The sequence below is a fragment of the Gimesia chilikensis genome (assembly GCF_007744075.1).
Taxonomy (GTDB): Bacteria; Planctomycetota; Planctomycetia; order Planctomycetales; family Planctomycetaceae; genus Gimesia; species Gimesia chilikensis_A.
On sequence record NZ_CP036266.1, the window covers coordinates 4154651 to 4180887 of the forward strand.

Consider the following 26237-nt stretch of genomic DNA (forward strand, 5'->3'; position numbering starts at 1 on the left):
ATATTTCAGAACAGCCATCTGGGTAGGAACTCAGGTGGCTGTTTTAGTGTACCCAGTCAAAAATAGTACCTCTGTTTACGGCATCTTCTATCAGACTTTACTCCCATTAAAAACAGCCCCCGGAAACCTTGGGTTTCCGGGGGCCTGTCGGGACTGTTTGTAACTGGACTGGTTTAATTAGTCCAGCAGCGGGTTGTCTCCGCCGGCGATGCCGCTGAAGAAGTCGTCGAGTTCGTCTGCACTCGGCAGGCGACGTTCGGAGACGTCCAGCGACTCGCTCATCAGGGTACCGTCTGAGTCCAGGTCTTCCAGACCCAGTGTGTGACCCAGCTCGTGCATTACGACTGTCAGCAGATCCATCTGACCGAAGGCGTCGCTGCCGGAACCGGCCAGCAGGCTGCCGTCCAGCAGTGTGAACTCGCTGCTGTCCAGCGGCGTCCCATCGACGAACCAGCCGTAACCGGCGGCGTTGACGTCGATCAGAACCGTTGTACCCGAAGCACCACCGAGCATTGCATCCGGCAGGTCGGTCAGTACGAAGTTCACCGAACCCAGCAGTTCCAGCTGTGCGTCGCTCAGCCCTGCTGTTTCCCAGTAGCCCAGGGCCGCATCTACGACCGAGTCCAGGTCAGACTGGGTGATCGACGGAGCCGCTGTGCTGCTCACACCGGCGGCCGCCATCAGCGGTCCGACCCGCTGGATGCGGATCGCATCAGCGTTGATCGCACCATCAGCCGGACCGTTGTCGCTCAGGGTCACGGTGATCGAACCACCGGGAGCCACCACAACCGCGGCCGTCAGGATTTCCCAGTTGAAGCCGTCGGCGGCAAAGTCATTCGGTGCGACTTGCTGGTCGACCACCACGGGGCCCACGCCGGCAACATTGTACTCGGCGTTCGTGGCCCGTAACGGGTCATTCAGCCAGGTCGCGGAGACGGTATAGGTTCCGGCGGTCAGGTTCGTGAAGTCCCAGGTCGCCGTTCCGCTCTGACCCAGGTTCAGTCTCTGAGCATCACTTTCGAAGTAGCGGGCATCGTAGTACAGCGTGTTCCAGCTGCCGGTGCTGCTGTAACCCACGTCACCATTGTCGATCAGCACCACGTCCGTCATTTCGGCGGTGATGTTGAACGTGAACGGGTTCTCATCGCTGTCGTTCGTGGCGATTTCGACCAGACCAGCAACCACACCGGCGGCTCCGGTGCTGTTGAACGAGATCTCGAAGGTCGTCGACTGACCGGCGAACAGAGTCGTTGTCCCCAGCGGAGACGAGACGGTGTACTCGCCCGATCCTGGCAGAGTAATGGCTCCCAGGTTCAGCGTGTTGGTCCCCGTATTAGTAATCGTGAAGGTCTGCGACAGGGTTTCGCCGAAGAAGGCGGTGCCCAGATCGATGCCGCTCACGCCACTGGTCAGGGCCGTGGCCCCGGCGGCAACATCGATTTCCGGAGCCGTCGATCCGGGAGTCAGCAGTTCCAGCCGCATCGCGTCGGCAGCCAGGTTGCCGTTTGCACCATCGTCCGAGATGGTCACCGTCAGCGTGTTGCCGGCAGCCACCTGGAAGTTACCCAGTTCCTGCCAGATCGAGCCGTCAGCACTGAAGCCCTGCGGGTAGAACCGCTGGTCCAGAGTGACCGTGATCGGTCCCCCTTCGATGCCCGCGATCGTGATCTGGGCATTGGACGCGTATCCGCTGTGGTTCAGCCAGTGCGTAGCCACCTGGTAAGTACCGGCGCCCAGATTATCGAACGTCCAGGTCGCCGTATTGACGCCCGGCAGATCGCCGCCCAGCAGTACATCCTGGTCCCGCTGGAAGTATTGCGTGTCATCACCAAAGGTACGCACTTCACGGTTCCAGGCAGCACCACTGGTGCTGTAACCGGAGTCACCGTTGTCGATGATCATCGAGTCCGCAGCCGAACCGCTGACCGTGAAGTTGAAGGGATTCTCGACTGCCAGATCGCCGCCGAAGCTCACCATCCCGCTGAAGCTGCCGCCCACGCTGGCGTCCATCTGCAGGGTGAAGGTCGTCGAAGCACCGGGGGCCAGGTTTGTATTCCCGAACCCGGAGACCAGGCTGAACCCGGTCGGAACGTTGATGCCGCCCAGGGCCATGTTCCGTTCGCCGAAGTTCGTTACGGTGAAGGTCTTGACCACGGGAGCACCGGTGATCGTGTCTTCGAAGTCCACGGCACCGCTGTCTTCCAGGGTTCCGCCGTCCACTTCGACCTTGATCACTGGATCAACTACCCGGATGATCCGGATTTCATCGGCGTAGACAATGCCGTCCGCATCGTCGCTCAGCATCACGGTCAGCGTGTTGCCGTCGATGACGACTGGATCGCCAATGTATTCCCACCAGGTGCCGTCATCCAGGAAGTCGTCCGAACTGGTCTGATGACTGACCCGGAACGTGTCGACCGGGGTCGCATCCGAGAAGATCGTGTAGGGAGCGTTGGTCGCGGCAGCCCGTCCGTAAGGGCTCACGTCCGGATGGACGTACCAGTGGGCCACGATCTGGTACCGGCCAGGTTCCACATCGAACTCCCAGCTGGCTGTGTTGGCACCACTGCCGCCCACGTAAGGCACTCCCGTATACAGGAACTCCGGATCACCCACAACGCCCGGAATGTGCTCATTCCAGGTGCCGGTGCTGGTGAAGTCGCCATCGTTGATACCGACGGTTGCCGGCCCGGCGGCTCCCGTTACGGTGAAGTTGTAAGGGTTCTCATCCGCGTCACCCGTAGTAAACGAGATCTGACCGAAGGTCGAACCGGTGGTCCCGCCATCGAACTGGATGGTGAAGGTCACCGATCCACCGCCGGGAATGTTCACAGGCACGGTATCTGTTCCGAACGGGGAAGCAGGATCAATGCTGAACCCGGGCGGGAACTCGATCAGGCCGGTCACATCAACCGGATCCGCGGAGAGGTTCGTCACGGTAAAGGTTTTGGAAACCGGAATGCCGGGGATCGTTGTACCGAAGTCAACCACGCCCGTGTCATCGTCGACGACATTACCGTCCACGGTGACTTCCAGGTCAGGAGTCGGCAGGTATTCGATCCGGACCGCATCGGCGATCACGCCGTTGGCCAGGTCGAAGGTATCCCGCGGGGTGCTGCTGGCATCGTTGGTCAGGGTCACTGTCAGCGTGCCGTCAACCACTTCAAAGAAGGTATTCAGATCGAACCAGGCGGCCCCGTTATCAGCGAAGCTGGACGGAATCAGAGTCTGGTTCACGTCAAGGCTGAAGGTGTTTCCACCGCTGGTTACGGTGTAAGGAGCATCGGTCACCCGGTTGTACAGAGCCGACCAGGTCGTGGAGACCCGGTAGAAACCGTTGGCCAGACCGGTGAAGGTCCAGGTTGCGGTGTCGGTCCCGGCCGGAGGCGGAATGAAGCCCGGCTGGTTGGGAATCGCACCCGCGATGTCCCCTTCAAAGCCGGCACTGCCCCGGTTCACGCCCGAGTCATACAGTTCGAAGCCGGCGGTGGCCGAGAAGTCGGCATCGCCGTTGTCGATGATGACCACGTTAGAGACCTGACCGTGCAGCAGCAGGTTGAAGGTCGCTTCATCCACGTCGTTGGTGTCGAACGAGAACAGGCCCGAACGGTCGCCGAAGGAGTTGGAGTCCATCGTGATCTCGAAGCTGATCGTATCGCCGGCGGCCACACTCTGTGCGGTCAGCGTGGTCGTGAATCCGGCAGGAATCACAATGTTGCTGATGTCCAGAGCAGCGGAACCGCTGTTGGTGATCTCGAAGGTCCGCGTCAGGTCGGTCAACAGTTCGGTGGTCCCGAAGTCGATGCCGCCCGGATGACCGTCAACCAGGATGCTCGGCGGGGCCGGGGCATCGGTCACGTCGGTCAGCTGGACTTCCGGACCGGCAGAGACCCGCTCGATGCGAACCGCATCAGCGGTGATCAGGCCGTTGGCCAGGTTGGTCAGCATCACGGTCAGCGTCCGGCTGTTAATGGTGAACGTTCCCAGGTCTTCCCAGAGAGCACCGTCGGCCAGGAAGTCGTCGGGAGCGACCTGCTGATTCAGATCGAAGGTGCCCAAGTCAACCGCCGTGGTGGCAATGTCGTTGCGGGATCCGTCGAACACGGTAAACGGTGCATCGCTGGCCATCTGCGGAATCACAAACGGATTCTCGGAAGCCGGCCAGGTGACTGAAACGCGGTACACGCCCGGAGTCAGACCGTAGAATTCCCAGAAGGCGGCGGCATCACCGTAGTGTGCCGGATCCACCAGCTGCGACTGCACGGTGTGAATGTCGTCTTCATAGCCAACGCCCGTGGTGATCGCTGCGGTGCCCGCCGGATGGTAAGGCCAGTCCCCGCTCAGCGAGAAGCCCAGGTCGCCGTTGTCGACGATCGTGGCTGGATTGTCTTCGAACGGGGTCACTTCTTCGAAGTTGAGGTACTGCACCGTGCCCACACCGTCGGCTGTCAGGGAGTAACCGGTGTCAATCACGGCCTGTCCCTTGGCGTCGAAGTCCAGGATGTCATATCCCCCCCGTCCGTCGGCCGAACGCAGGACCGGTGGTCCGTCGATCGGGAAGTTGCCGTCCTGGGAGAGCGGATCGATGAAGATGTAGTCATCGAACTCACTGCCGACCACGTTTTCCATGAAGCTGGGGTTCGTGTCCGGCTGTTCGGGCTGCAGCTGACGCAGTTCAACCGTGTTCCCCCCGAAGACGTCCTGCGGGGTGTTGATGATATCCACATCGAAGACGATGCCCTGGCTCGCGAAGCGGAAGTCGATCGTGTCGTTGCCGTGGATGTCGGTGATCACGTCGGCACTGCCGCCGGCCCCCGGTTCCATCAGGAACACATCGTTGCCGCCGTTACCGCTGCCGACGCCGTAACCGCCGCCGTCCAGGTTGTCGCTGCCCAGGCCGTCACCCAGGATGTTGTGATCGTTGTCGCCGGTGATATTGTCGTTGCCATCACCGCCGAAGACGTTTTCGATGCTGTTGTCGTCATCGCCGCCACCGGTGCCGGCTACCAGGCCGCCGCCGATATTCGTGGCAGTGCCGGCGAACAGGTCGACGGTCACGCCCGTGGTGTAGTCCCGGTAATCCAGGCTGTCGTTACCGGTGTCCCCGTCGAGGGTGCCGGTCAGACCGGCTCCGTCGCTGAGGTCGAAGCGGTCGTCCTGGGTGCCCCCGATCAGGTTCTGGAAGTCGGTGAAGTCCAGCCGCTCTTCCGGTGGAGTCGCAATCGCATCGCCGGCGATCGTCGGTCGGCCGCTGGCCAGGTTGTTGCGTTCGGCGATAATGAAACCTTCATCGGTCGAAGTCACGCCCCAGTAGTTATTCAGGTTGGGACCTTCCAGCGTGTCGCTGTTGGCTGAACCGACCAGATCGTTGATGTTATCGAAGCCGGTTCCGCCACCGCCGGTACCCAGGATGCTGCCGTTGAGCTCATAGCCCTGGAATCCGTCCAGGCTGCCCAGGCCGGCCAGCTGCACGTGCACGGCGTTCGAGTACGTGGTGTAGTCGATGGTATCGACGTCCCCACCCCCATTGATGAAGCCCCGCAGCACATAGTTGCTGTCGAAGATGAATTCATCGTTGCCGGCCTGCCCGTTGAGGAGTGTATTCACGCCGACCGGGGTGCTGTTCTGCAGGTTGAAGTCGTCATCACCGCCTGCACCATTGATCGTGACGGTGTTCAGATCTTCCTGCAGTCCCAGGTTGACGTTGATCGTGTCGTCGCCGTCGGTGCCGGTGACGTTCAGATCGTCGATGTTGGCAAACGTCACATCGGTGCCGGTAGAGCTGGAGATTCCCTCGATGGTCGTCGAGGTGATTTCGAACGTGTCACCGGTGGCGTCGCCGCTATCGACGATGTTCAGCGTGTCGTTTCCGCCTTCCCCATCCACATCCAGGGCTGCGAAGATGTTGTCCACCGTGCTTCCGGCATCGAAGATCTGGAACAGATCGTCGCCCAGGCCGCCCAGCAGGCTGACGCTGGTGACACCCGCGGGTGTGCTGCGGACACGGATCGTATCGTTGGACACATCGTCAGCCGCAAACACGTCGTCGGCATCCAGTTCGACGCTGGTCAGCGTCGTTGCCGAGTCCAGAGCGATCAGGTCAATCAGTTCCGCACCGGTTCCCGAGACAACCTGCAGTTCATTAAAGCCGTCGAACACCAGTGCGGTGAAGCCACCGTTACCGGTGATCTGGGAGACGCCGTCAGCGGGAGTGCTGTCGTCGTTGATGTTCAATCCGGTGGTCGCCGGTGTGGAAGAAGCGTCGACTCGCAGGCCGCCGTTCGCCGCACCGGAGAACCCGACCCCTTCGACGTTACCGAAGGAGAGTCCCAGGTCGATGTCGGTGTCACCGACGGCAGAACCAGTGATATTACCGCTTCCCAGGCCGTCAATCGTATCCGAGAAGTAACCGGCATTGTGATCAGTGAGGAAGTTCACATTGATCGCGTCGGTTCCGTTCTTACCGTCGTAGTGAATCGTGATATCGTTCACATCGTAAGTCGTGGGAGCGAATTCATCTTCCAGGAACGTTTCCGCAGCCAGGTTCAGGTGTGCCCCGTTAGAACCGGGGATACCTGCGGGAGCGGCTGTCGCGAAGAATGGCAGGCCGCCGGCGGTTTCGTTGATGTTCAACGTATCGTTGTCAGCCGAGCCCAGTACGGTGAAGGAGAGAATATCCGCATCGTTACCGGTGAAGAAGTTGCTGCCATTGATGTCGATCAGCAGGTTCGTGCCGCCAGCATCCAGACCAACGTCGATCGTGTCGTCCGAAGCATCTTCGAAGCCGGAGAAGAACATGTCCAGCACCAGGTGATAGGCACCACTGCCGTTGGTGTTGACGTCTTCAATGCTGGTGTAGTTCACAGCCTGTTCGGTATCGGGAGCCAGGAAGCTGAACTGTCCTGAACCCGGATCTCCACCTAATGTCAAAGCCGGGGCAGCGGCCAGGCCACTGAAATCGAGGTTGAGCACATCGCCGGGACCAGGCAGAGTCGGATCACCGCCATTCACGGTGATCGGTGAATCAACGGTCGGCAGAATGTTAAAGATATCGCTGTCGTCTCCACCGTTGATGGTGGTCTGCGTCGCATTGACATTGCCCAGCAGATCAACGGTAGCTCCGGCCCCATCAGTAATCGGATCAACGTTAATTGTAATGGTTGTGTCTGCGATGACAGAAGCAAAGAGATCCAACAGGAAGTCATCGCCGGAGTTGAGGATGACATCCGCGCCGGTGGATTCAACAGTGACGCCGAGGCTGAGTGACAGGTTATCACCTGCTCCGGCAGAATCGGTTGCTGTCAATGTGACGGTTCCTGCTGCGGTGACGTCACTGTTTACAGTCAAAGGGCTGGAAGCAGTTACCGTTACGTTACCGTTACTTGCCGTTAAACCGTTAAGTGGTAGGATGTTGCCAATGCTCAGTGCTCCTGTGTTATTGATGACGATATCCCCATTAAAGGCAATCGCTGCAAGCGTACTTACGGCTGTATCAATATCTTCATCACCGGTAGATGTTCCGATGCCGGTTTCTGCTCTGAGCAGAAGTTGTCCTGCGGAGACCAGAGCGTCTTCGGCGACTGAGTTGTCTCTGATGTCGCCTGTGAATGAATGGATTTCAACCGTACCGCCGGCACTTTGCAGATCGGAAATCAGAACGTTATCAGTGGCACTCACATAAAGCGTGCCCCCCTGAGCGTTCACCAGCCCCGCACCGTCAGCCTGGGTGAAGCTACCACCTGAGCTGAGGTCACTGTCAGCGAGCAGCGTCACATCTGCTGACAAAGTGGTGTCAACCACTGCAGCAGCATTGAGAATCAAATCATTATCAGCAAACAGGCTAATCTCACTGCCGTTGGTCTGGACGATGGTGTTGACATTGATGTTTCCTGTGCTTTCTACGAGGATTTCGCCATCTGTTTGAATCCCGCCGGTAAAGGTACCGCCGCCGATTGAGAGATTTCCCGTATTATCAATGTAGAAGCCGCCTGTGGCACTTTCTCCGACAATGGTGCCAAGCGTTGTCTCGAGTGAATCTAAATCGGTACCGACTCCTGTGCTACCGCGGAGACGAGCTCCTCCGTCCGCGATTACGTTCGTATCTGCACCATTGCTGTCCAAGATGGCGCCTGCTGTTGACTGGACATCAACCGTTCCACCAGCGACAACCCGGCTGAGCAGGATATCTCCGCTGGCGGTCATTTCGACGGCTCCATTTTCTGATCTGACCCGTGTAGCACCTGCCATCGTGATCGAATCGGCAGATTCGATCAACACGTCGCCGAAAGTCTGAAAATTCTCATCAATCAATAACTGGCCAGTAACGACTAGGCTGATTCCGAAGAGTGCTTCAACACCGACCATGGGGCCGATGCCCCCAATTGTCAGCGGATTGACATTAGTGCTATTGATCCAGATGGTTCCGGATGTAATTGCTTCCAGATTATTAACACTGATGTCCAGAGCATCACCGGCAGTTCCGATGCCAGATGAGGAAGATAAAACGAGCGTGTCTGCTGTCAAAGCATCGGCGGCACTCGATCCACCATCGATGATTGAACCGCCGGTCGCATCGATTACCGCGTTTCCGGTCGTCGTGACATTCTGGTCAAAGATCACGCTCCCCCTGTCTATGGTCAGATCGCCTGAGCCAATGTCGGTGGCGTTGGTCTGGAATGTAGTTGTGTCATCAAATTTGGCGATGATGGTCAGGTCCGCATCAAATGTGCTATCCAGACCTTCGATATTGAGTGCATCAATTCCACCAGTGGCGTTCGTGTTAATGGTCAGCGATGCGGTGGGATGCGTAAAGATAACCGATTCGCCGAGTGTGGAATTAATCATCGATTCTCCATCGCCGAGGTCACCGTCATCTGTAAGTGTGATGGTTTCAGCAGCACCGGTAAAATTAAAGATTCGATTCACTGCATCAATGTTGTCAATGATCGGTTCCAGACCAGTATATGTGATTGTGGCGGTTCCTTCGCCATCGAAGAAGATGCTGCCATCATTTTCATTCACAAAACGATGTTCGACAGAGGTTGCGGTTCCGCCCACGATTTCCAGGCTGTCGCCGAAGATTTCTCCACCCGTACCACCATTGAAAATGATTCCATCTACAGGATCGAAGACGCCACCCACGGGGTTATTGATGACGAGCCGGTCATCGCCGTCCAATCCATTGAACGTAAAGCCAGTAATACCGGAGAAAACAATCACGGGACCACTATTAAGCTGGTAAGTTCCTGAGTCAGCACCAGTCGCATTGATCGTCAGAATATCATCGTCTGCAGTTCCGTCTACAGTGAGGTCTGGCGAGGCAGTGAGCTCATTTTGAGTTTCAATTCCATCATATGTTATATTGGCAAATCCACCTGTCGTGGTAATCGAACCGCTGGAAGCGTCAATGGGGTTCAGTGTTGAAGTTTCTCCGGCAGGAGCTGTATAGTTCAAGACATCCCCGGGCAGTATGGAAGGGGCATCCCCATAAATATCTATTGCGATATCTGAATGAGGGCTAACCTGAATCTGATCAGCACCACTACCGGTTCTGACATCAAGATAATCGATATTCTGCACACCAACCGAGATCAGACTGGGATCAATGGTTGTTGTCAGGATTCCACCAATCGTGTCAATGGTTGTATTATCAGCACCCGATGTCCCATGGACAATTATGTGATCGGAACTGGATGATCCCCTGCCATCAATGAGCAGACTTCCTGAAAGACCGTCAAAGGAAATTTGATTGCTGGTGTTGATATCAGTGATCAGAACCTCTTCTGAAGCGATGGGAGTTACCCCGAGAAAATCATCACCCCCAGCCCGGCCCAGGACAGTCAGATTATCATTTCCACCCGCGGAGCTGATGATGACATCAGGAGCGGATGCTCCCAGTTCGACACTGAAATTATCATCGGCGCTTCCTGATGCCAGAATAATATCAAGATTTGGAGAATTGAAGTTAAAGTCAGTTACTCCGGCCCCCGTCACGTTGCCAATTCCAACACCAGTGTGAGTCACTTCAATTGTATCGCCTGTCAGATCCCCGGAATCATCGAGAATCAATTCATTCATGCCTCCGGCACCATTGAACACAAACGAGGCGGCATTAATTCCGTCTACGGTTCCACCATTGTTGTTTAAGCCGCCATTACCATCGATGATAACGGTATTATTATCATTACCGCCTGCAACAATGATGTCGTTCACTGCATTGAGTGTTCCAAACAGGCTTGCAGTCGATCCGGTGCCAGGATCTGCACCACCTTGATCGATCTGAATTTCAATATGAGCAGCAGAAAATAAGGCGGCTCCGGTTTCAACTTTCAGGTCATCACCAACAATCAGGCGTATGTAGGATCCAGTATTTTGTATCGTGACCCCTGATTGAATCGTGAGATCCTGGTTCGTGGCTGAGTCGAAGGTCGCCAGTAAAATCCACCCACCCGTAGTAATAACGTCTTCTGTAACATCCAGTGTTCCGGTGGAAGTAATTCGTATATTTCCGGCTGCATTCAGGCCAGTCAGACCACCAGATTCACCGATCGTTAAATCTCCGGTGTTATCCAGATCGATAGATCCTCCTGAGCTGACTTCGAGTGTTGTCACCATCGTTTCGAGTGTGAACAAACCAATGCTACCCAGACCTGTAGTGAGAGTTGCTTTGTCGGCCGTAATATTATTAAGAACCGAGTTGTTATCAGCAATGTTTCCTGATGTCGAAGTGACTGTAACATCGCCGGTTGTTGTAATTTGACCCAGTTGGATATCACTACTCGCTACAATGTCGATAGTGCCGGATGTAGCATTGATACTGCCTGCGGATGTAAACGTGACAGTGTTATCTGAATTGAAATCCACATTCCCCGTGGTTGTAACAGCGCCATTGACTTTGATGTCCTCCGTGTTGACCGTGAAGTTTCCACTTCCCAGAGTGACAGAGCCTGTGGCTAGAGTGACAGTATCGTCATCGAGTTCACCATTGATGATGATATCGGCAGTAAAGGCAGTATCCAAAGAGTTGACAATAATCAGGTCATCACCATCCCCGGCGTTGATTGTCAGAGTTCCGGTGGGATTGAAGAAGGTCAATACTTCACCCGATGTCGAGTTGACAGTCGTCTGTCCGCCGCCGGCATCGGTCACCGTGATGGTTTCACTGTCTGCACCATAGTTGAGTGTCACGTTCGTCGCATTCACAGTCGAGGTGATTGGTTCCAGTCCCGTGTAGGTCAGGAAGTTCGTTCCCGAACCGTTTAACTGGACGCTGCCATCAGAGGCATTCGTGAAGTAGTATTCCATGGACGACAGGCTGCCCCCTTCGAACGCGAGGGTGTCATTTCCACCTGCACCACCGTTGAAGATGATTTGCAGAGGAGTGTTTTCGTCGATGCCAGTCATGTCAACAATCAAGGTGTCATCCTGATTGATTTCACCATTGATGGTGAGCGGGCCTCCCACGGCACTCGTGGGGACGTTGTAGATCACTTCTCCTGAATCGACGTCAGTCAGGATCAGGTGAGAGCCTGCCAGCTCGAGTCGATAGTTATTTGGCTGACTATTGACGGGCAGAGTGATTTGTGGTGTCGAATCTTCGACGATAATCGCCACGTCATTGCCGTCTCCGCCCAGGTAAGTCAGGAAGGCGCTTTGGCCGATTACGCCGAGAAAGTCTGTGAATTCATAACCTTCAGCCAGTCCAGCGAAAGTGCCGACGACGGGATCGGATCCATCATTGGCAAGCAGCAGAAACTGATTGCCTTCGACGGGATCAAAACCATCGATCAGGTTCAGACTGGCGCTTCCCAGATTCAGAGTGCCGTTGATGATCATTTGATCGAAACCGGTTCCGGCAGTAGTGCCGTTGATTTCGAGTTCCAGAACATCATCGGCATTCAATGTCAGATTGCCGTTGATGGTGACCTGGCCGGGACTGTTTCCTGGGGCCAGGGTCACACTCTTGTCGATTCCCGTCGAAGTCGTGTCTACGTTTCCTGTGTAGATCCCGCTTTGAATGAAGAGGGTTCCCCAATCGTCGAGCATGTCAATCGCGTTCTGAATGCGAGAACCGTTTGCCGGTTCGCCGCCGAAGGTGTGTACGCTCAAACTGGAAGTATCCGGTTGGAATCCGGGAGCAACGCCGTCTATATCGATGCCACTCGTGAGAATGGTTGAGAAGTCGATCGAACCGTTAGTGTTTCCGCCTCCATCCATCACGCCGACAATGCCGGCTGCAATGATCGCGGCATCAGTCGAGCCCCACCAGTTACGCAGTGCGTCGAGGTTTGCTTGAGAATTCTGCGCGAAGAATATCAGACCGTCGTTATTCACAATACTGTTATCACGCACGATGACGTTGGTGGGGAAGTCGGAAGGGGCTTTGCCGATTCGGATTGCGTAGTTGGTATCGGTGCCGGAGACCGCAGCGAGGTTGTCGTGAATCAAGTTGTTCGTGATCTCGACATTGTCGACGGTTTCACTGACATAAATGGCACCATTATTACTGCTGCTGCCGGTGACTTCATTGCCGCTGACCACAATGTTCGACCGGCCGATGGTGATACCATCCTGCAGGGAATCGATCACAGTGTTGTTGATGATGTACGAGGTCTGAGTGTTATAGGTCCCGGAGAAGTCGTTGACTTTGATTCCGTCATTGTTATTCAGGTGACCCAGATCCAGGTAGTTTCCTTCGATGATGATGGCCTCTGAATCATCCACGAAAATAGAGGCGTTTGTGCTGCGGATGTTACGCATTTCATTGAACCGGACACTGCCGTTGCTGGCGGTGTCGAAGTTGGCACCATCGCCTTCGATATCAAAGATGTAGTTGTATTGGATGGTGGAGTTACTGGCGTTGGCCAGTTGTACGCCTTCGTCGCCGGTTGAATTATGAATGATGTTGTATTGAACCGTGATATTATCGACGGGGTTGCTGCTGCGAACAAGATCGCCTGTACCGTTGGTGATGACCAGACCATCCAGAGTGACATCGTCAGCATCAATCAGGAAAATGCGGCTCAGTGATCCACCGCCATCAATGATAGTCTCGGTGGTGTCATCGGTTTCATCACGCAGCGAACCGGTGCCGGGACGTGGGTCGACGCCGGCTTGTGCGCCTTGAATGGTAAGGGCGTTGGTAAGCGTGATGGTTGAGCTCGGTGTATATGTGCCTGCTGCGATCTGGACGGTACCGCCGGCAGCCGAGAGATCGACGGCATCCTGAATTTCTGCACCACCCGTCGATCCGAGTACATTTACGTTTGTCGCATTTCCGGTAATTGTTGAGGAATTCAGATCGGCATCAAGATTGACGATTGCGACATCAAAGTCAATTGAATTCGCGGTCACATCTTCGGTGACGGAAATCGCTCCGGAACTCTCAACCGAGACGACACCATTTGTTGCTGACAATCCAAGGAGGCCATCATAAGAGCCAATTTCCAGGTCACCGGTGTTGATGATGCGAATGTCGCCCGTCGTGGAACTGGCAGCTAAGAGGTTGACCTGCGTTTCCAGATCGGGTCCATCAAAGCCGATGTCTTCAAAAGCACGAAGCGCTGCACTGTTTGCCGTAATGTTCACTGCCGACCCATTATCGTCAATGATGTGGCCCGTCATCGCCGTGATTACCACATCACCGGTAGTCGTGATATCCATCAGGGCGACGGCGAGTCCAGCGATCAAGGAAATATTGCCAGCCCCTGCGTTGATGGAAGCATTATCAAGCATGACGATTGAACCGTCGGCATTGGCGGTCAGAGCGCCCGTTGAGACCGTATCCCGGAAGACAATAGCGGTATCTGACTGCAGGTCCAGTGTGTATGCACCAGTTATACTACGGAAAAAAGACAGGTCCGATCCAGCATTAATGATCGTGTTTGTTCCGAGGGTCACATCACCAGAATAAGACTGACTACCCCCTGACGTGATACTGCCTCCGTTTAAATTGACTGCTTCGACGGCAAAAACAATTCGGTGTGACTCGCCAATCGACAGGGCCGAGTTCACGTTCAAAGTATCGTTGGCTCCACCTTCACCATAGATGACTAACTCGGCGCCATAATCCGCAGCAAGCGAATCGATGTTGACGGTGTCGTCTCCGTCGCCGGTAAAGATTGCAAATGCTTCAGTGGGGGCAATAAATGTAACCATTTCCCCGGCAGTCGAATCAATAGTTGTCAGACCGCTTCCGGCATCAGTGACCGTGACCGTTTCTGCGGAATCGGAGTATTGGAAGATTCGAACTTCTGCTTCTATCGTGTCAATGATCGGTTCCAGTCCGGTGTAGACAATGGTGGCAGTCATTTCACTGTCGAAGTAGATGCTGCCGTCACTGTCATTCACGAATTCATGTTCGATTCTCTCAGTCACTCCGCCCAGAATTTCGAGGGAGTCACCATTGGTCTCATTACCGTCGCCGCCGTTGAAGATAATGCCGTTAACAGGATCAAAAACTCCACCGGTGGGATTGTTGATCACCAGACGGTCATCGCTGGCCAGCCCGTCGAAAGTAAAGTCGGTGATATTGGCGAAACTGACGATTGGACCGCCGTTGAGCTGGTAAGTTCCGGAGTTAGAATTGGTCGCAGTGATGATCAGTGTGTCATGACCTGAGGTACCAACCAGGTTCAAGACCGGATTGTCGGCGAGTGTCAGACTTTCGATTTCGTCGAATGTGACACTCTGATAGCCACCTGTGGCGGAGATTGTTCCACCATCAGCACCGTCGGGGGAAAGGGAAGCGTTCTCACCAACAGGGGTGAGGTAGGTCAATGTATCGCCAGGAGACATTGCCGGATCACCACCAACGACATTAATCGAAGTATCTGTGCTGGGAGTGACTGTGATATCGTCGGCAGCAGTTCCAGTTGTGAGGGTGATATTTTCCAGTGTCGTATAGTCGAAATCTGCCAGGCCGACTCCTGTAATCGAACCGGCGCCAGCAGGTACTGGAGTTGTTGCCGTTGTGATGGCGATCGTATCCCCAGTGGTATCTCCTGAATCATCCAGGATGAGTGAGTCTGAACCACTGGATCCGAGAATGGTAAATGCATTCTGGATATTATCTACGGTACCGCCGTCATTTGCGGTACCGCCATTGCTGTCGATAATGATCAGGTCATCGTGAGAGCCTCCCAGGATCTGGATTCCGTCTGGTGCGATCAAAGTTCCAGTTAAGTAGGCAATGCCCCCTTCGGGATCGACTAAGCCGGAAGGGTTCGTTCCCGTGTCAATGTAGAAATACATACTGGTCGCTGCATTCAGTGTGACCCCGTTTGTGATATTTAAGATGTCTCCCGCAGTCAGATTGATGTTCGCAGCGTGGCTGGTGATATCCGCATTGATTGTGAGGTCATTCGCTGCTGCGGCGCTATCGTCGACTGTTAAGAATACCGCTTCCTCGGCCTCAATTGTTTCGTTCACATTTAAGAATTCAGAAGAGTGAACTGAAACGATGCCTGTGTTGGATTTGAGACCGGATAATCCATCCACCGTACCGATATTTAACGATCCAGTGTTAATGATCGCAATGTGATAGTCTGCGGTGGCAGCGATTGTATTCACCTGCAAATCAATGCGGTCAGCGCCCATTGATCCGGTAGAGCCGATTCCCGATGCACTGCGTAACACGACATTATTCGCGGTAATGTTATTGGCGAGTCCATTGCTATCAAAAATACCGCTGCTGGTGGAGGTGATGCTGACATCACCGGTTGTACTGATCTGTCCAATTCGAACCAGGCTGCCAGTCAAGTCAATAGAGCTGGCACCTGCATCGATACTCCCGGTCGAATACATAATGAGTGACGAGTTTGTGTCGATCGTAACATTACCGGTCGTTGTGATGGCGTCATCGATAAACACGATACCCGCATCAAAGAGCAACTCACCGGAGCCAATATCGATGGCGCCATTGACTTCGATGACCCCAACATTCACAGTGAGGTCAGCATCAAAGGCCGCATCCAGCCCGTTGATTTCGATTCTATCAGCTCCGAGATTACTATTGATGGTCAATGATCCCGTGGGATTCACGAAGCTGACAGATTCACCGAAAGTAGAATCAATCTGAGTCTGACCAGCCGGACCTGCGTCATTGACCGTAATCGTCTCTGTTCCTGCGGTAAAGGTGAAGACTCGATCTGCAGCGATAATGGTGTCGATGATCGGCTCGAGGCCTGTGTAAGTGATCGTGGCTGTTGCTTCACCATCATAGAAGATGCTTCCGTCACTGTTATTCACAAATCGATGTTCGACTGTGCTGGCAGTTCCGCCTAGAATTTCCAGGGTATCCCCCAGCGTTTCACCGCCGGTTCCTCCATTGAAGGTGAGTCCGTTGAAGGGATCAAACAATCCCCCGGCTGGATTGTTGATGACCAGTCTGTCATCGCCGTCCAGACTGTTAAATATAAAGTCGGTGATATTTGCGAAGTTGACGATCGGTCCGCCATTCAACTGGTAGCTTCCCGAATTCGAATTGGTGGCGGTAATGGTCAGCACGTCATCGCCGGCGGTGCCATGAACAATCAGATTGGCACTGGAATCCATCGTCAGGGTTTCGATTTCGTGGAAGACGACATTTTCATATCCACCGGTCGCAGAAATGGTTCCCCCGTCAGCGCCGCTGGGAGTCAGGGCCGTGGTTTGTCCTGCAGGCGTGAGATAGGTCAGGGTATCACCGGGAGTAGAGGCAGGGTTACCGCCGAAAATGTTGATCGCGGTATCCAGGTTGGGGCTGACGGTGATGTCATCGGCGGCGGTTCCCGTCGTCACGGTGAGTTGATCCATCCCCGAAGTAAACAGGATGTCCGCGATTCCCGCTCCAGTAATGGCACCTGATCCTGAACCTGTTTCGGTGATTGCGATGGTGTCACCGGTGGTATCTCCAGAATCGTCCAGAATAAAGGAATCGGTGCCGCCGATTCCATAGAACGTGAACTGACTCTGGATATTGTCTACGGTACCACCATCGTTTGTGGTTCCTCCATTATCATCAATGATGGCGGTATCATCGCTGACTCCGCCGTAGAGTCGGATGTCGCTGACAGATGTGAGAACGCCATTCAGGTTGGCGATTCCGCCTTCTGCATCCAGTGCTCCTGCGGCCCCAGCATCAATGTAGAGAAAAATGTTTAAGCCAGCGTCCACAGTCGTTCCGGAAGACAGTGTGAGAACATCTCCCGCAGAGAGCCGGGCGGTGTCTGTATTGCTGGTTACATCGGCATTCACGGTTAGATCGTTGCCTGTGCTGACGTCATCGAGAGCTGAGATGTAAACTGTACTGAAAGCGGTCACATTCTCATTTACCACCAATTGTCCTGTCGCAGCGACTGAAACCAGGCCGCCGGTCGATGTAACCCCGGTCAAATCATCAAAACTACCGACTACCAGAGCCCCATTATTCAGGACTGCAATATCTCCGGCTGCTGAGGCGGCCAGGGTATTGACCTGCAGATCAATGCGTTCGTTACCCGGTGATATGTGTGAGCCGATCGCGTCAGCACTACGCAAAGCGACGTGGTTAGCTGTGATATTATTGGCTAAATCGTTGACATCAAAAATACTGGCCAGGGTTGCGGTGACTGTCACATCACCTGTTGTCGTGATCTCAGCCAGATAGACCGAGTTACCTGTCAGATCAATATTGCCCGCACCGGCATCGATGCTTCCGGTGATTTCCATATCCAGGAATCCGACGGTATTGATTTCGACGTTACCCGTGGTCATGAAGGCAGCTGCGAGGTTCGCCAGATCTACATCCAAGTCCAGGTTACCAGCGCCAATGTCAGTTGTCCCTTTCAACTGAGCATAGCCACCATTGATGATGAGGTCAGCATTGAAGGCGGCATCGACTCCGTAAATTTCAACGATGTCAGAACCTGTATTGCTGTTGATCGTGACGGAACCAGTGGGATTCGCGAAGCTGACGGATTCGCCCAGTGTAGAATCAATTAGTGTCTGACCGGAGGTGCCGGAGTTGGAAAGTGTGATCGTTTCATCTGAACCGGCGTAAGTAAAGACTCGGTCTGCAGCGACAATGGTGTCGATGATCGGTTCGAGACCGGTATAAGTGATCGTGGCTGTTCCTGCGCCGTTGTAGAAAACAGTTCCATCACTGTCGTTGGTAAAGCTGTGTTCGACAGTCGTTGCCGAGCCGCTCAGGATTTCCAGTTTGTCGCCGTTTGTTTCGTCTCCTGAGCCGCCGTTGAAGGTGATCCCATTTACGGGGGCGAACAGGCTGCCGGTTGGATTGGTGATCTGCAGCAGGTCGTCTCCGCCACCAGCTTCAAATGTGAACGAGGTCACATTGTCCATGTTCACAATGACAGATGGGACTGCATTGCGAATCATCTGGAACGAGCCTGCATCTGCACTCGTCGCGTTCAACAGGAGCTGTTCACCAAAAGAACCGCCCACGACACGAATATCTCCTTCCAGGGAGACGGTCTCCATCTCGTCAAAATAGATGGAAGCATAGCCGCCTGTTGGAGTGATGACACCAGCATCATCTCCAAATGGCAAAAGCGAAGCTCTTTGTCCGGCGGGAGTGATATAGTTGAAGGTATCGCCGGGAGAAGCGGGAGATATGGGAAATCCAGCTGTGATTCTGATATTGGTTCCCATGCTGGGAGTGACATTAAACGTGTCTGACCCTGAACCAGCATAGATGTTGACTTCTGAGCTGCTGGCAACGGTTCCCAGAAGACTCATATTGCCTCCTTCGGCTTCCGGATCTTCTGCTCCATAGGTATCCATGTGGATTACAAGCGTTGTCGAGGCCAGGATGAAGGATGTCTCATCCAGCAGGAAGTCATCGCCGGCGAACAGGTAGATGCTACTGTTGGTCGACCGCACCCTTGCACCGTTTGTAATTGACACATCTTCGTCGGTCCCTGCAATGTCGCCCGTATCCAGTGATACTTCTTCTCGTGCAATGATATCTTCGGTGACTGAAATCGCTCCCGTGTTCTTGATTGTTACGGCTCCCTGAACTGCAGTCAGCCCCAGGAGTCCGTCAAAGGAACCGATTTGCAGATTACCGGTATTTTCAATGAGAATATCACCCGTATTAGAAACGGCCGCCAGAGTATTGACCTGGGTATTCAGATAGTCCGAGTTCTCGTAAATATTTCCTTGCGCGCGGAGTGCTGCGTTGTTCGCAGTGATGTTGTTGGCATCGCCGTTAATATCATAGATGCTGCCATTGACTGAAGTAATATCAACGTTTCCGGTTGTTGTGAGTGAAGCAAGACCGATCGGTGCGTCTGCGGTTAAGGAAATATCTCCTGCCCTTGCATTGATTTCCACATCTGGTTCCATGTTGAGAAAACCACTGGAATTAGCCGTCAGACCACTCGTAGTGATGTTCTCAAAGAAAGCAATCAAACCGACAGCAGAGGCATCCAGAGTAAAGGCACCGCTTACGGTTCCTTCCAGGAAGAGCTGGTCACCGGCGTCGATTGTCGTATTGGCCCCTAAGACCACATTGCCGGAGTAGTACTGGCTGCCGGCGCTGGTGATGCTGCCGGCGTTTAAGTTAATGGTTTCTGTGTTAAAGGACACAGAGGAGGTTGAAGTGGTTGATAATGCTGAATTGAGATTCAAAATATCGTTGGCACCATCCTGGCCGTTAATTCCCAGGTCCAAATTCAGATCTGCTGCCAGGGAATCGAGATTAATAGTATCGTCTCCCTCCCCCCCTTTAAGTGTCAGCGAACCTGTGATTGCAAAGGGGCCTTCGGCGATATTCGAACCGACGTTGATGGTATCATTTCCCGCACCTGCATCGATCTCAAACGCGATCGGTGCAGGCGGGACAATGCCCAGAGAATCGATATTAATAATATCACTCCCGCCACCAGAGAAGAGATTTAAGAAGCTGGTTGGATTAACGAAGGTCACCAGCTCACCAGCTGTTGAATCAATGGTGGATTGACCACCTCCTGCATCGGTGAGGGTAATTGTTTCTGAAGAGTCGGAGTAGTGAAACTCACGTCCGGTAGCCTCAATGGTATCAATGATTGGTTCCAGGCCGGTATAGACAATCGTCGCATTAAACTGATCGTCGTAATGAATGGCTCCTTCATTATCATTCACAAAGCGATGTTCGACGGTCCCTGCCGTCCCCCCCCGTATCTCGAGAGTATCACCGTTCGTTTCTCCGCCGGTACCGCCGTTGTAAATCACGCCATCTACGGGATTGAACAGGCCGCCTGTGGGATTGTTAATCACCAGGCGATCATCACCGTCGAGACCATTAAAGGTCAGATCGGTCAGATTGTTGAATGCGATGATCGCACCACCATTCAACTGATAGGTGCCGGAATTGGCACTGGTCGCGGTAATAATCAATTCATCATCGCCGACGGTTCCCTCGATGGTCAGATTCTCGGTAACGAGTGTGGTTTCAATTTCATCGAAGACTACATCCTCATAGCCAACCAAGTCGTCTACGATCGTGATCGTACCCCCGTCCGGGCCATTGGGGGTTAAGAGTGCGACTTCCCCTGCGGGAGTAACATACGTCAGTGTGTCGCCGGGAGCCATCGTCGGGTTGCCGCCGAGGATATTGAAGGCGGTGACAGTGTTGGGAGTGAGAGTAATATCATCGGCGCCGCTACCAGTTGCCAGGGTCACCTGATCCACGCCGGAATCGTAAGTAATGTCGATGCCCGGCGATGCCATTCCTCTGATCAGACCTGAACCAGGAGCCAGATCCTGGATCTCAATAATATCGCCGGTGGTATCCCCTGAGTCATCCAGGATGAAGGAGTCGAATCCTAAAAACCCATAGAACGTGAAGGGGAAGTCGAAGGCATCGAGAGTACCGCCGTCATTATTCGTTCCGCCATTGCTGTCAATGATGACCGTGTCATCGTGGTTTCCACCGCGCAATTCCAGGGTAGTACCAAGTAGAGTACCATTTATATTGGCCGTTCCCCCGGCAGTGTCGTTGGATCCTGGTAAGCCAGCATCGATCAACATTTGCACTTCGCCGCCACTGACGGTACTTCCGGTGGCAATTGTCAGAATATCAGCAGCGGAGAGAGTGACAATAGCGGAATAGCTGGTGACATCGGCATTAATCGTCAGGTCTTCGCCCGAGTTGGATGTGTCACCAGTCATCAGATCGACTGCGTCAATAGCATATACAGCATCGTTAACTGTCAGGGCACCATTTGTTATTACATTGACAAGACCTTCGCTGGCGGTGAGGCCTGAGAGTCCATCGACGGTTCCGATGATGAGGTCGCCTGAATTGACGAAACTCAAGTTGCCGGAATCAGCAGATGCTGCCAGTTTGTTGGCATTGATCTCAAGACCTTCCGACCCGGTAACACTGCGTAATACGACCTGGTCGGCGGTAATGTTAACGGAACCGCCGTTGGAATCATAAATGGCAGTCGTATTTGCTGTGAGTGAGACATTTCCTGTTGTGCTCAAGCTTCTCAGCTGGATCCAGCCCCCGGTCAGGTTAATGTCACCTGCTCCCGCATCGATGCTGCCAACAAAGGAAGATGCGAGCATCTGAATTTCGTATGTCGCCTGGATGTTGACATTGCCTGTCGTAGACAAGGCTGCAGAAATTTCCACACTGTCAACATCCAGATTCAAATCACCCGAATTGAAATCCAGGTCTCGAATGAATTCAACGGTTCCCCCGTTGATATTCAGATCAGCATCAAAATCTAGCGACAGGTCAGTGAATGTCAGAGTATCGTCGCCCACCATCGTGTTGATGGTCAGTGAACCGGTCGGTGATGAGAATGAAACAGAAGGACCGCCGTCTGAATCTACAGTGGTCGATAATGCAAATTCACCGTCAGAAATAATGAAATCTTCGTCGCCCGTGTTGTAAGTGAGAATTCGATCTGTCACTGAAACCTGATCGTTTACCGCAAAGACGGAGCCGACCCCGTTATAATTGATCGTAGCGGTACTTTCCCCATCGTAAAACAGACTGCCGTTCGTACTGCTGGACATTCGGTGTTCGACTGTCGTCGCTGCTCCCCCCAGAATATGAATGGTCCCGGTATTGGCATTGTATGTCACGCCGTCGACTGGATCGAAGACACCTCCTGTGGGATTATTTATTTCCAGCAGATCCAGGCCTTGCAGACCGTTGAATGTAAATTCTGTAATATTCGAAAATTGAACAACAGGGCCATCATTAAGCTGGTAACTTCCAGAATTATGATTTGTTGCTGTGATTCGCAAAGTATCACTGTTAAACGTTCCATTCACAATCAAACTCGATGCCCCACTCATCGTCATGTTTTCGATTTCATCGAAGGTGACATCAGCAGTGCTTCCTGTGACGCTGATGGTTCCTCCATCAGAATCGATGGGAGTGAAGCTTGTTGTTTCACCCGTGGGAGTAAGGTAGGTCAACGTGTCACCAGGGGACATGAATGGATTGCCTCCAACGACACTGATGGGGGAGTTCATGCTGGGGGTGATGTTGAACGTGTCTGCATCAGCGCCGCCGGTGATGGTGGTTGCTGTGGCGGAAACGTCTCCGAGCAGGTCAACCGTGCTGCCAGCGGTATCCGGATCTCCGGCGCTGGGGTCGACATTGATGTTGATCGTGGTGCTGGAGGTCAGTGTTGCCAGGGCGGACAGGGTGAAGTCGTCGCCTGAGTTGAGCGTAATGTCGCTGACTGTACTGGTTATGTCGGCGTTGATCGTCAGGTTGTCGCCAGTAGCTGCGCTGTCGACAGTAGTCAGTGTGACCGAATCGCCACTGATGGTCTGATTGACTGTCAACGGGCTGGCGGTGGTAATGATAACGTTGCCGTTGTTAGCGGTGACTCCGTCTAAGGAATCGACGGTGCCGATCTCAAGGGCGCCAGTGTTGACAATTTCAATATTTCCATTCGCAACGGATGCGGCCAGGGTGTTGACACTGGTTTCCAGTGTATTATCAGCATCCCCACCGATTTTCGTTCCGGCGCGGAGGACTGCACGGTCGGCGTTGATGTTGCTGGACTCGTCTGCTGAATAATCTGCGATCTCGCCTGTGACTGCCGTGATGCGGACCTCGCCCGAAGTCGTGATATTCGTAATTGCGATGCTTTCACCTGCGGTCAACTCAACATCATTGGCCCCCGTATTAATGGATCCACTAAGCTGAGCGATGACGGTTCCTGCATTGGCGATGAGTGAGTCGACAGTAACAGAGTTATAAAAGGCGATGAAACCAGCGGTCGTGACATCCAGGGAATAATTGCCACTGACGGTGAAGTCAAAGTAAACAGAGCTTCCGCCGATGTTATTGATGGTCGTGTCAGCGCCGAGGGTAACATCACCATGAAAGGTCTGCCAGACATTACCATTGGTGGTAATGCTGCCGCCGTTCAGAAAGATGTCTTCCGCAGTGAAGAGTAAGAATCGATCGGCGGCCAGGCTCACTTCAGTGTTCACATTCAGAGTATCTTCATCATCACCACCGACGATGCGCAGCTCACCACTGTAGTTGGCTGCCAGTGAATCGAGGTTGATGATGTCGTCACCACCACCCGCATTGATGAGCAGAACATCGGTCGGATCAATGAAAGTCAGCATTTCTCCCGCGGTAGAATCAACCGTGGTCATCCCGCCGCCGGCATCGGTGATGCTGATGGTTTCACTGGAATTACCGTAGTAGAGAACGACATTTTCGCTGTCTACCGTCGATGTGATGGGTTCGAGACCGGTATAGGTCAGGAATTCGTTCATCGGAGTATTCAATGCGATTCTGCCGTCACTGACGTTGTCGAAATAGTAATTCATGGTTACCAGATCGCCGCCCGTCAGATTAAGCGCATCGTTTCCGCCGGTGCCACCATTGAAGACCACCTGTAGAGGTGTGGAATCATCGATACCGGTCAGGTCAATCGTCAGTGTGTCATCCTGACCTGGTTCGCCATCAATGATGAGGGGGCCTCCGAGCGCGCTCAAAGGCACGTTGTAAAGTATGTCGCCCGTTGTATCATCAGAGAGCATGACATGCTCACCGACCAGTTTTAGCGTATATTGATCAGCGGTGCCGTTGACGGGGAGCGAAGTCTGAGGTGTCGAGTCCTCGACAACAATCGCCAGATCATTCCCGTCGCCCCCTTTATAGGTCAGATAGGCACTCTGGCCGGCGACTCCCATGAAGTCGGTGAACTCATAACCCTCGGTAAGTCTGGTGAGTGTACCGTCCAGGAAAAATTCCCCTTCGATGGGATCGATCCCGTCGTTCTGAATCAGGATGAACTGATCGCCTTCGAGGGGGTTATAAAAGTCCTGTAGTTTCAGAAAACTGTTATTGATCGAAACGCTGTCATTCACGACGAACTGGTCGTAACTCGCACCGGCAGTATTGCCTGCGATCTGGAAATCGAGTGTGTCGCCAAAATCGAGACTCAGATCACCGTTCATGACAACCTGGGCTGCGCTGACTCCGATAGCGATTGTGACATCTTTGTCGGTTCGGGATGAAGTCGCATTAGCGTTTCCGAGATAGGTACCCGGGGCGATGAAGATGGTCCCTCCATCGGCAACCTTGTCGATCGCATCCTGAATCCGCGCGAAGGCATCGTAACCAAATTCAATCGCACCTCCAGGTCCATCAGGATCCTGTCCGACAACAGGATTACTGAAATTATCATCTACAAAGACGGTTGGAGAAAGGGGCGATGACGGACCAAACGCATAAGCAGAACCCGTTTTTACGATACCCGTCGTTCCGCCATAATCATGCTCGTGTGCGTTGGCACCGACCACGATGGTGTCACCACTGATGGAAACGCTTCTTCCAAAATTAGTGTGGAGAGTCGGGTCCGAGGGATAAATTTTCTGCACGGGCGCTGACGTCCACCCTCCGGCCCCATTATAGATGTAAGCCGACCCCGCATTGGATATGAGATCATCATCAAAAACATTTCCTACGACAGCCAGATTTCCGCTGATGGAAACCGAATATCCGTACTGTTCATATTGGGCCGCATCAGCGGCTCGCAATTCGGCAACAATCCCCCAATTATTGAACTCGTCTGCTTCCAGGATGTATGCTGACCCTGCATTGACTGGATCCGGACGATAATTAGCTCCAACGATTGCAGTATTTCCGTCGATATCTACCGCCCAGCCGAATTGAGAACCCGCTACATTTGCAGAGACTTTCTGAGTTTCACTCCAGCTGTCATCTGAAACTTGAGGCGTACCCATACGATCTCGACTATAGAAATAAACAGCACCCGTACTTGAATCATCTCTATAAGAACCGACGATGATTGTATTGCCATCCTCAGTCACAGAGACAGAGTTACCGAACCAGTCATCACCCGTTCCATCGGAAGCACGCAGTGTATTAACAGAATGAGAGCTCCAGGAATCGTCAGTTGAAAAAACATAAGTGGCTCCCAGGGGGTATCCAAAACTTCGATCAGAATGGACTCCCAGGACTGCAGTGTTGCCTTTAATGGCGACAGCGTTTCCAAACCCTTCCTGTCCCAGAGGCTCCATATCCTCAGACCTGGACAGAGTTGTCGTATAACTCCACACATCGTCTGTCAAATCATTGAAGGTACCAGAATCCATGCGTGTAAAAATATATGCCGAGCTGGGACTGTCTCCATCTGTAGCAAAAGGGGATCCTACGATGATTAAGTCCCCGTCGATGTCGACTGCGGTACCGAAGTTATCGTACTCGGGATTGGACAAACTGGGAGTAAGGAGAGTCGAATGAAAATCCCATGTATCATCGGTTTCGTTGCCAGGCGTATTGGCATCATTGCGAACATATATATAAACCGCCCCGCTATCGACACCTTGTGACGTATCTGCTTCAGGCGCTCCCACCACCATCCAGTCACCATCAACGGCGACTGCCTGGCCGGTCAAATCCAGGTGCCCCGGATTTGTTGCAGCGTCGGGTAGCAACTCCCCCTGAAACAGGGAGGTGAGCAATGTGCGGTCTTCCAGCGCTTCTGCTGTCGAAATTCTGTTTGTGACAACCGCATTCCAGCGTCGACGGAGGGAACGCCGTTCACGTGAGCGATAAACCAGGCGTTTCAAAATACGGGACGTAAGATTACCCAGCCAGTTCGTAAGCAGCATCCTGTCAACTCCTCAGTCAGTGAGATCTTAGTAAGTTAAATTGGGATGCGAATTCAGCCGGGATTCAATCTGGCCCGCGGATCCCTGTTTGGGCATTCCTTTAAGTGACACAAAATTAGTCAGTTACAGAAACTACCCAGTATGAA

General features: G+C 53.5%; 1 protein-coding gene. It reads right to left on the reverse strand.

The annotated features are described in order from the left end of the window. Window positions 1–177: 177 nt before the first annotated feature. Window positions 178–26091 (reverse strand): choice-of-anchor D domain-containing protein, encoded by a 25914-nt coding sequence (locus HG66A1_RS15770; RefSeq protein ID WP_145185807.1) that lies wholly within the window; start codon window positions 26089–26091, stop codon window positions 178–180. Window positions 26092–26237: the final 146 nt, after the last annotated feature.

What these genes read in the sequence shown, in the direction of transcription:
- HG66A1_RS15770 (WP_145185807.1), bottom strand. Translation starts at nt 26,091, where the DNA reads ATGCTGCTTACGAACTGGCTGGGTAATCTTACGTCCCGTATTTTGAAA.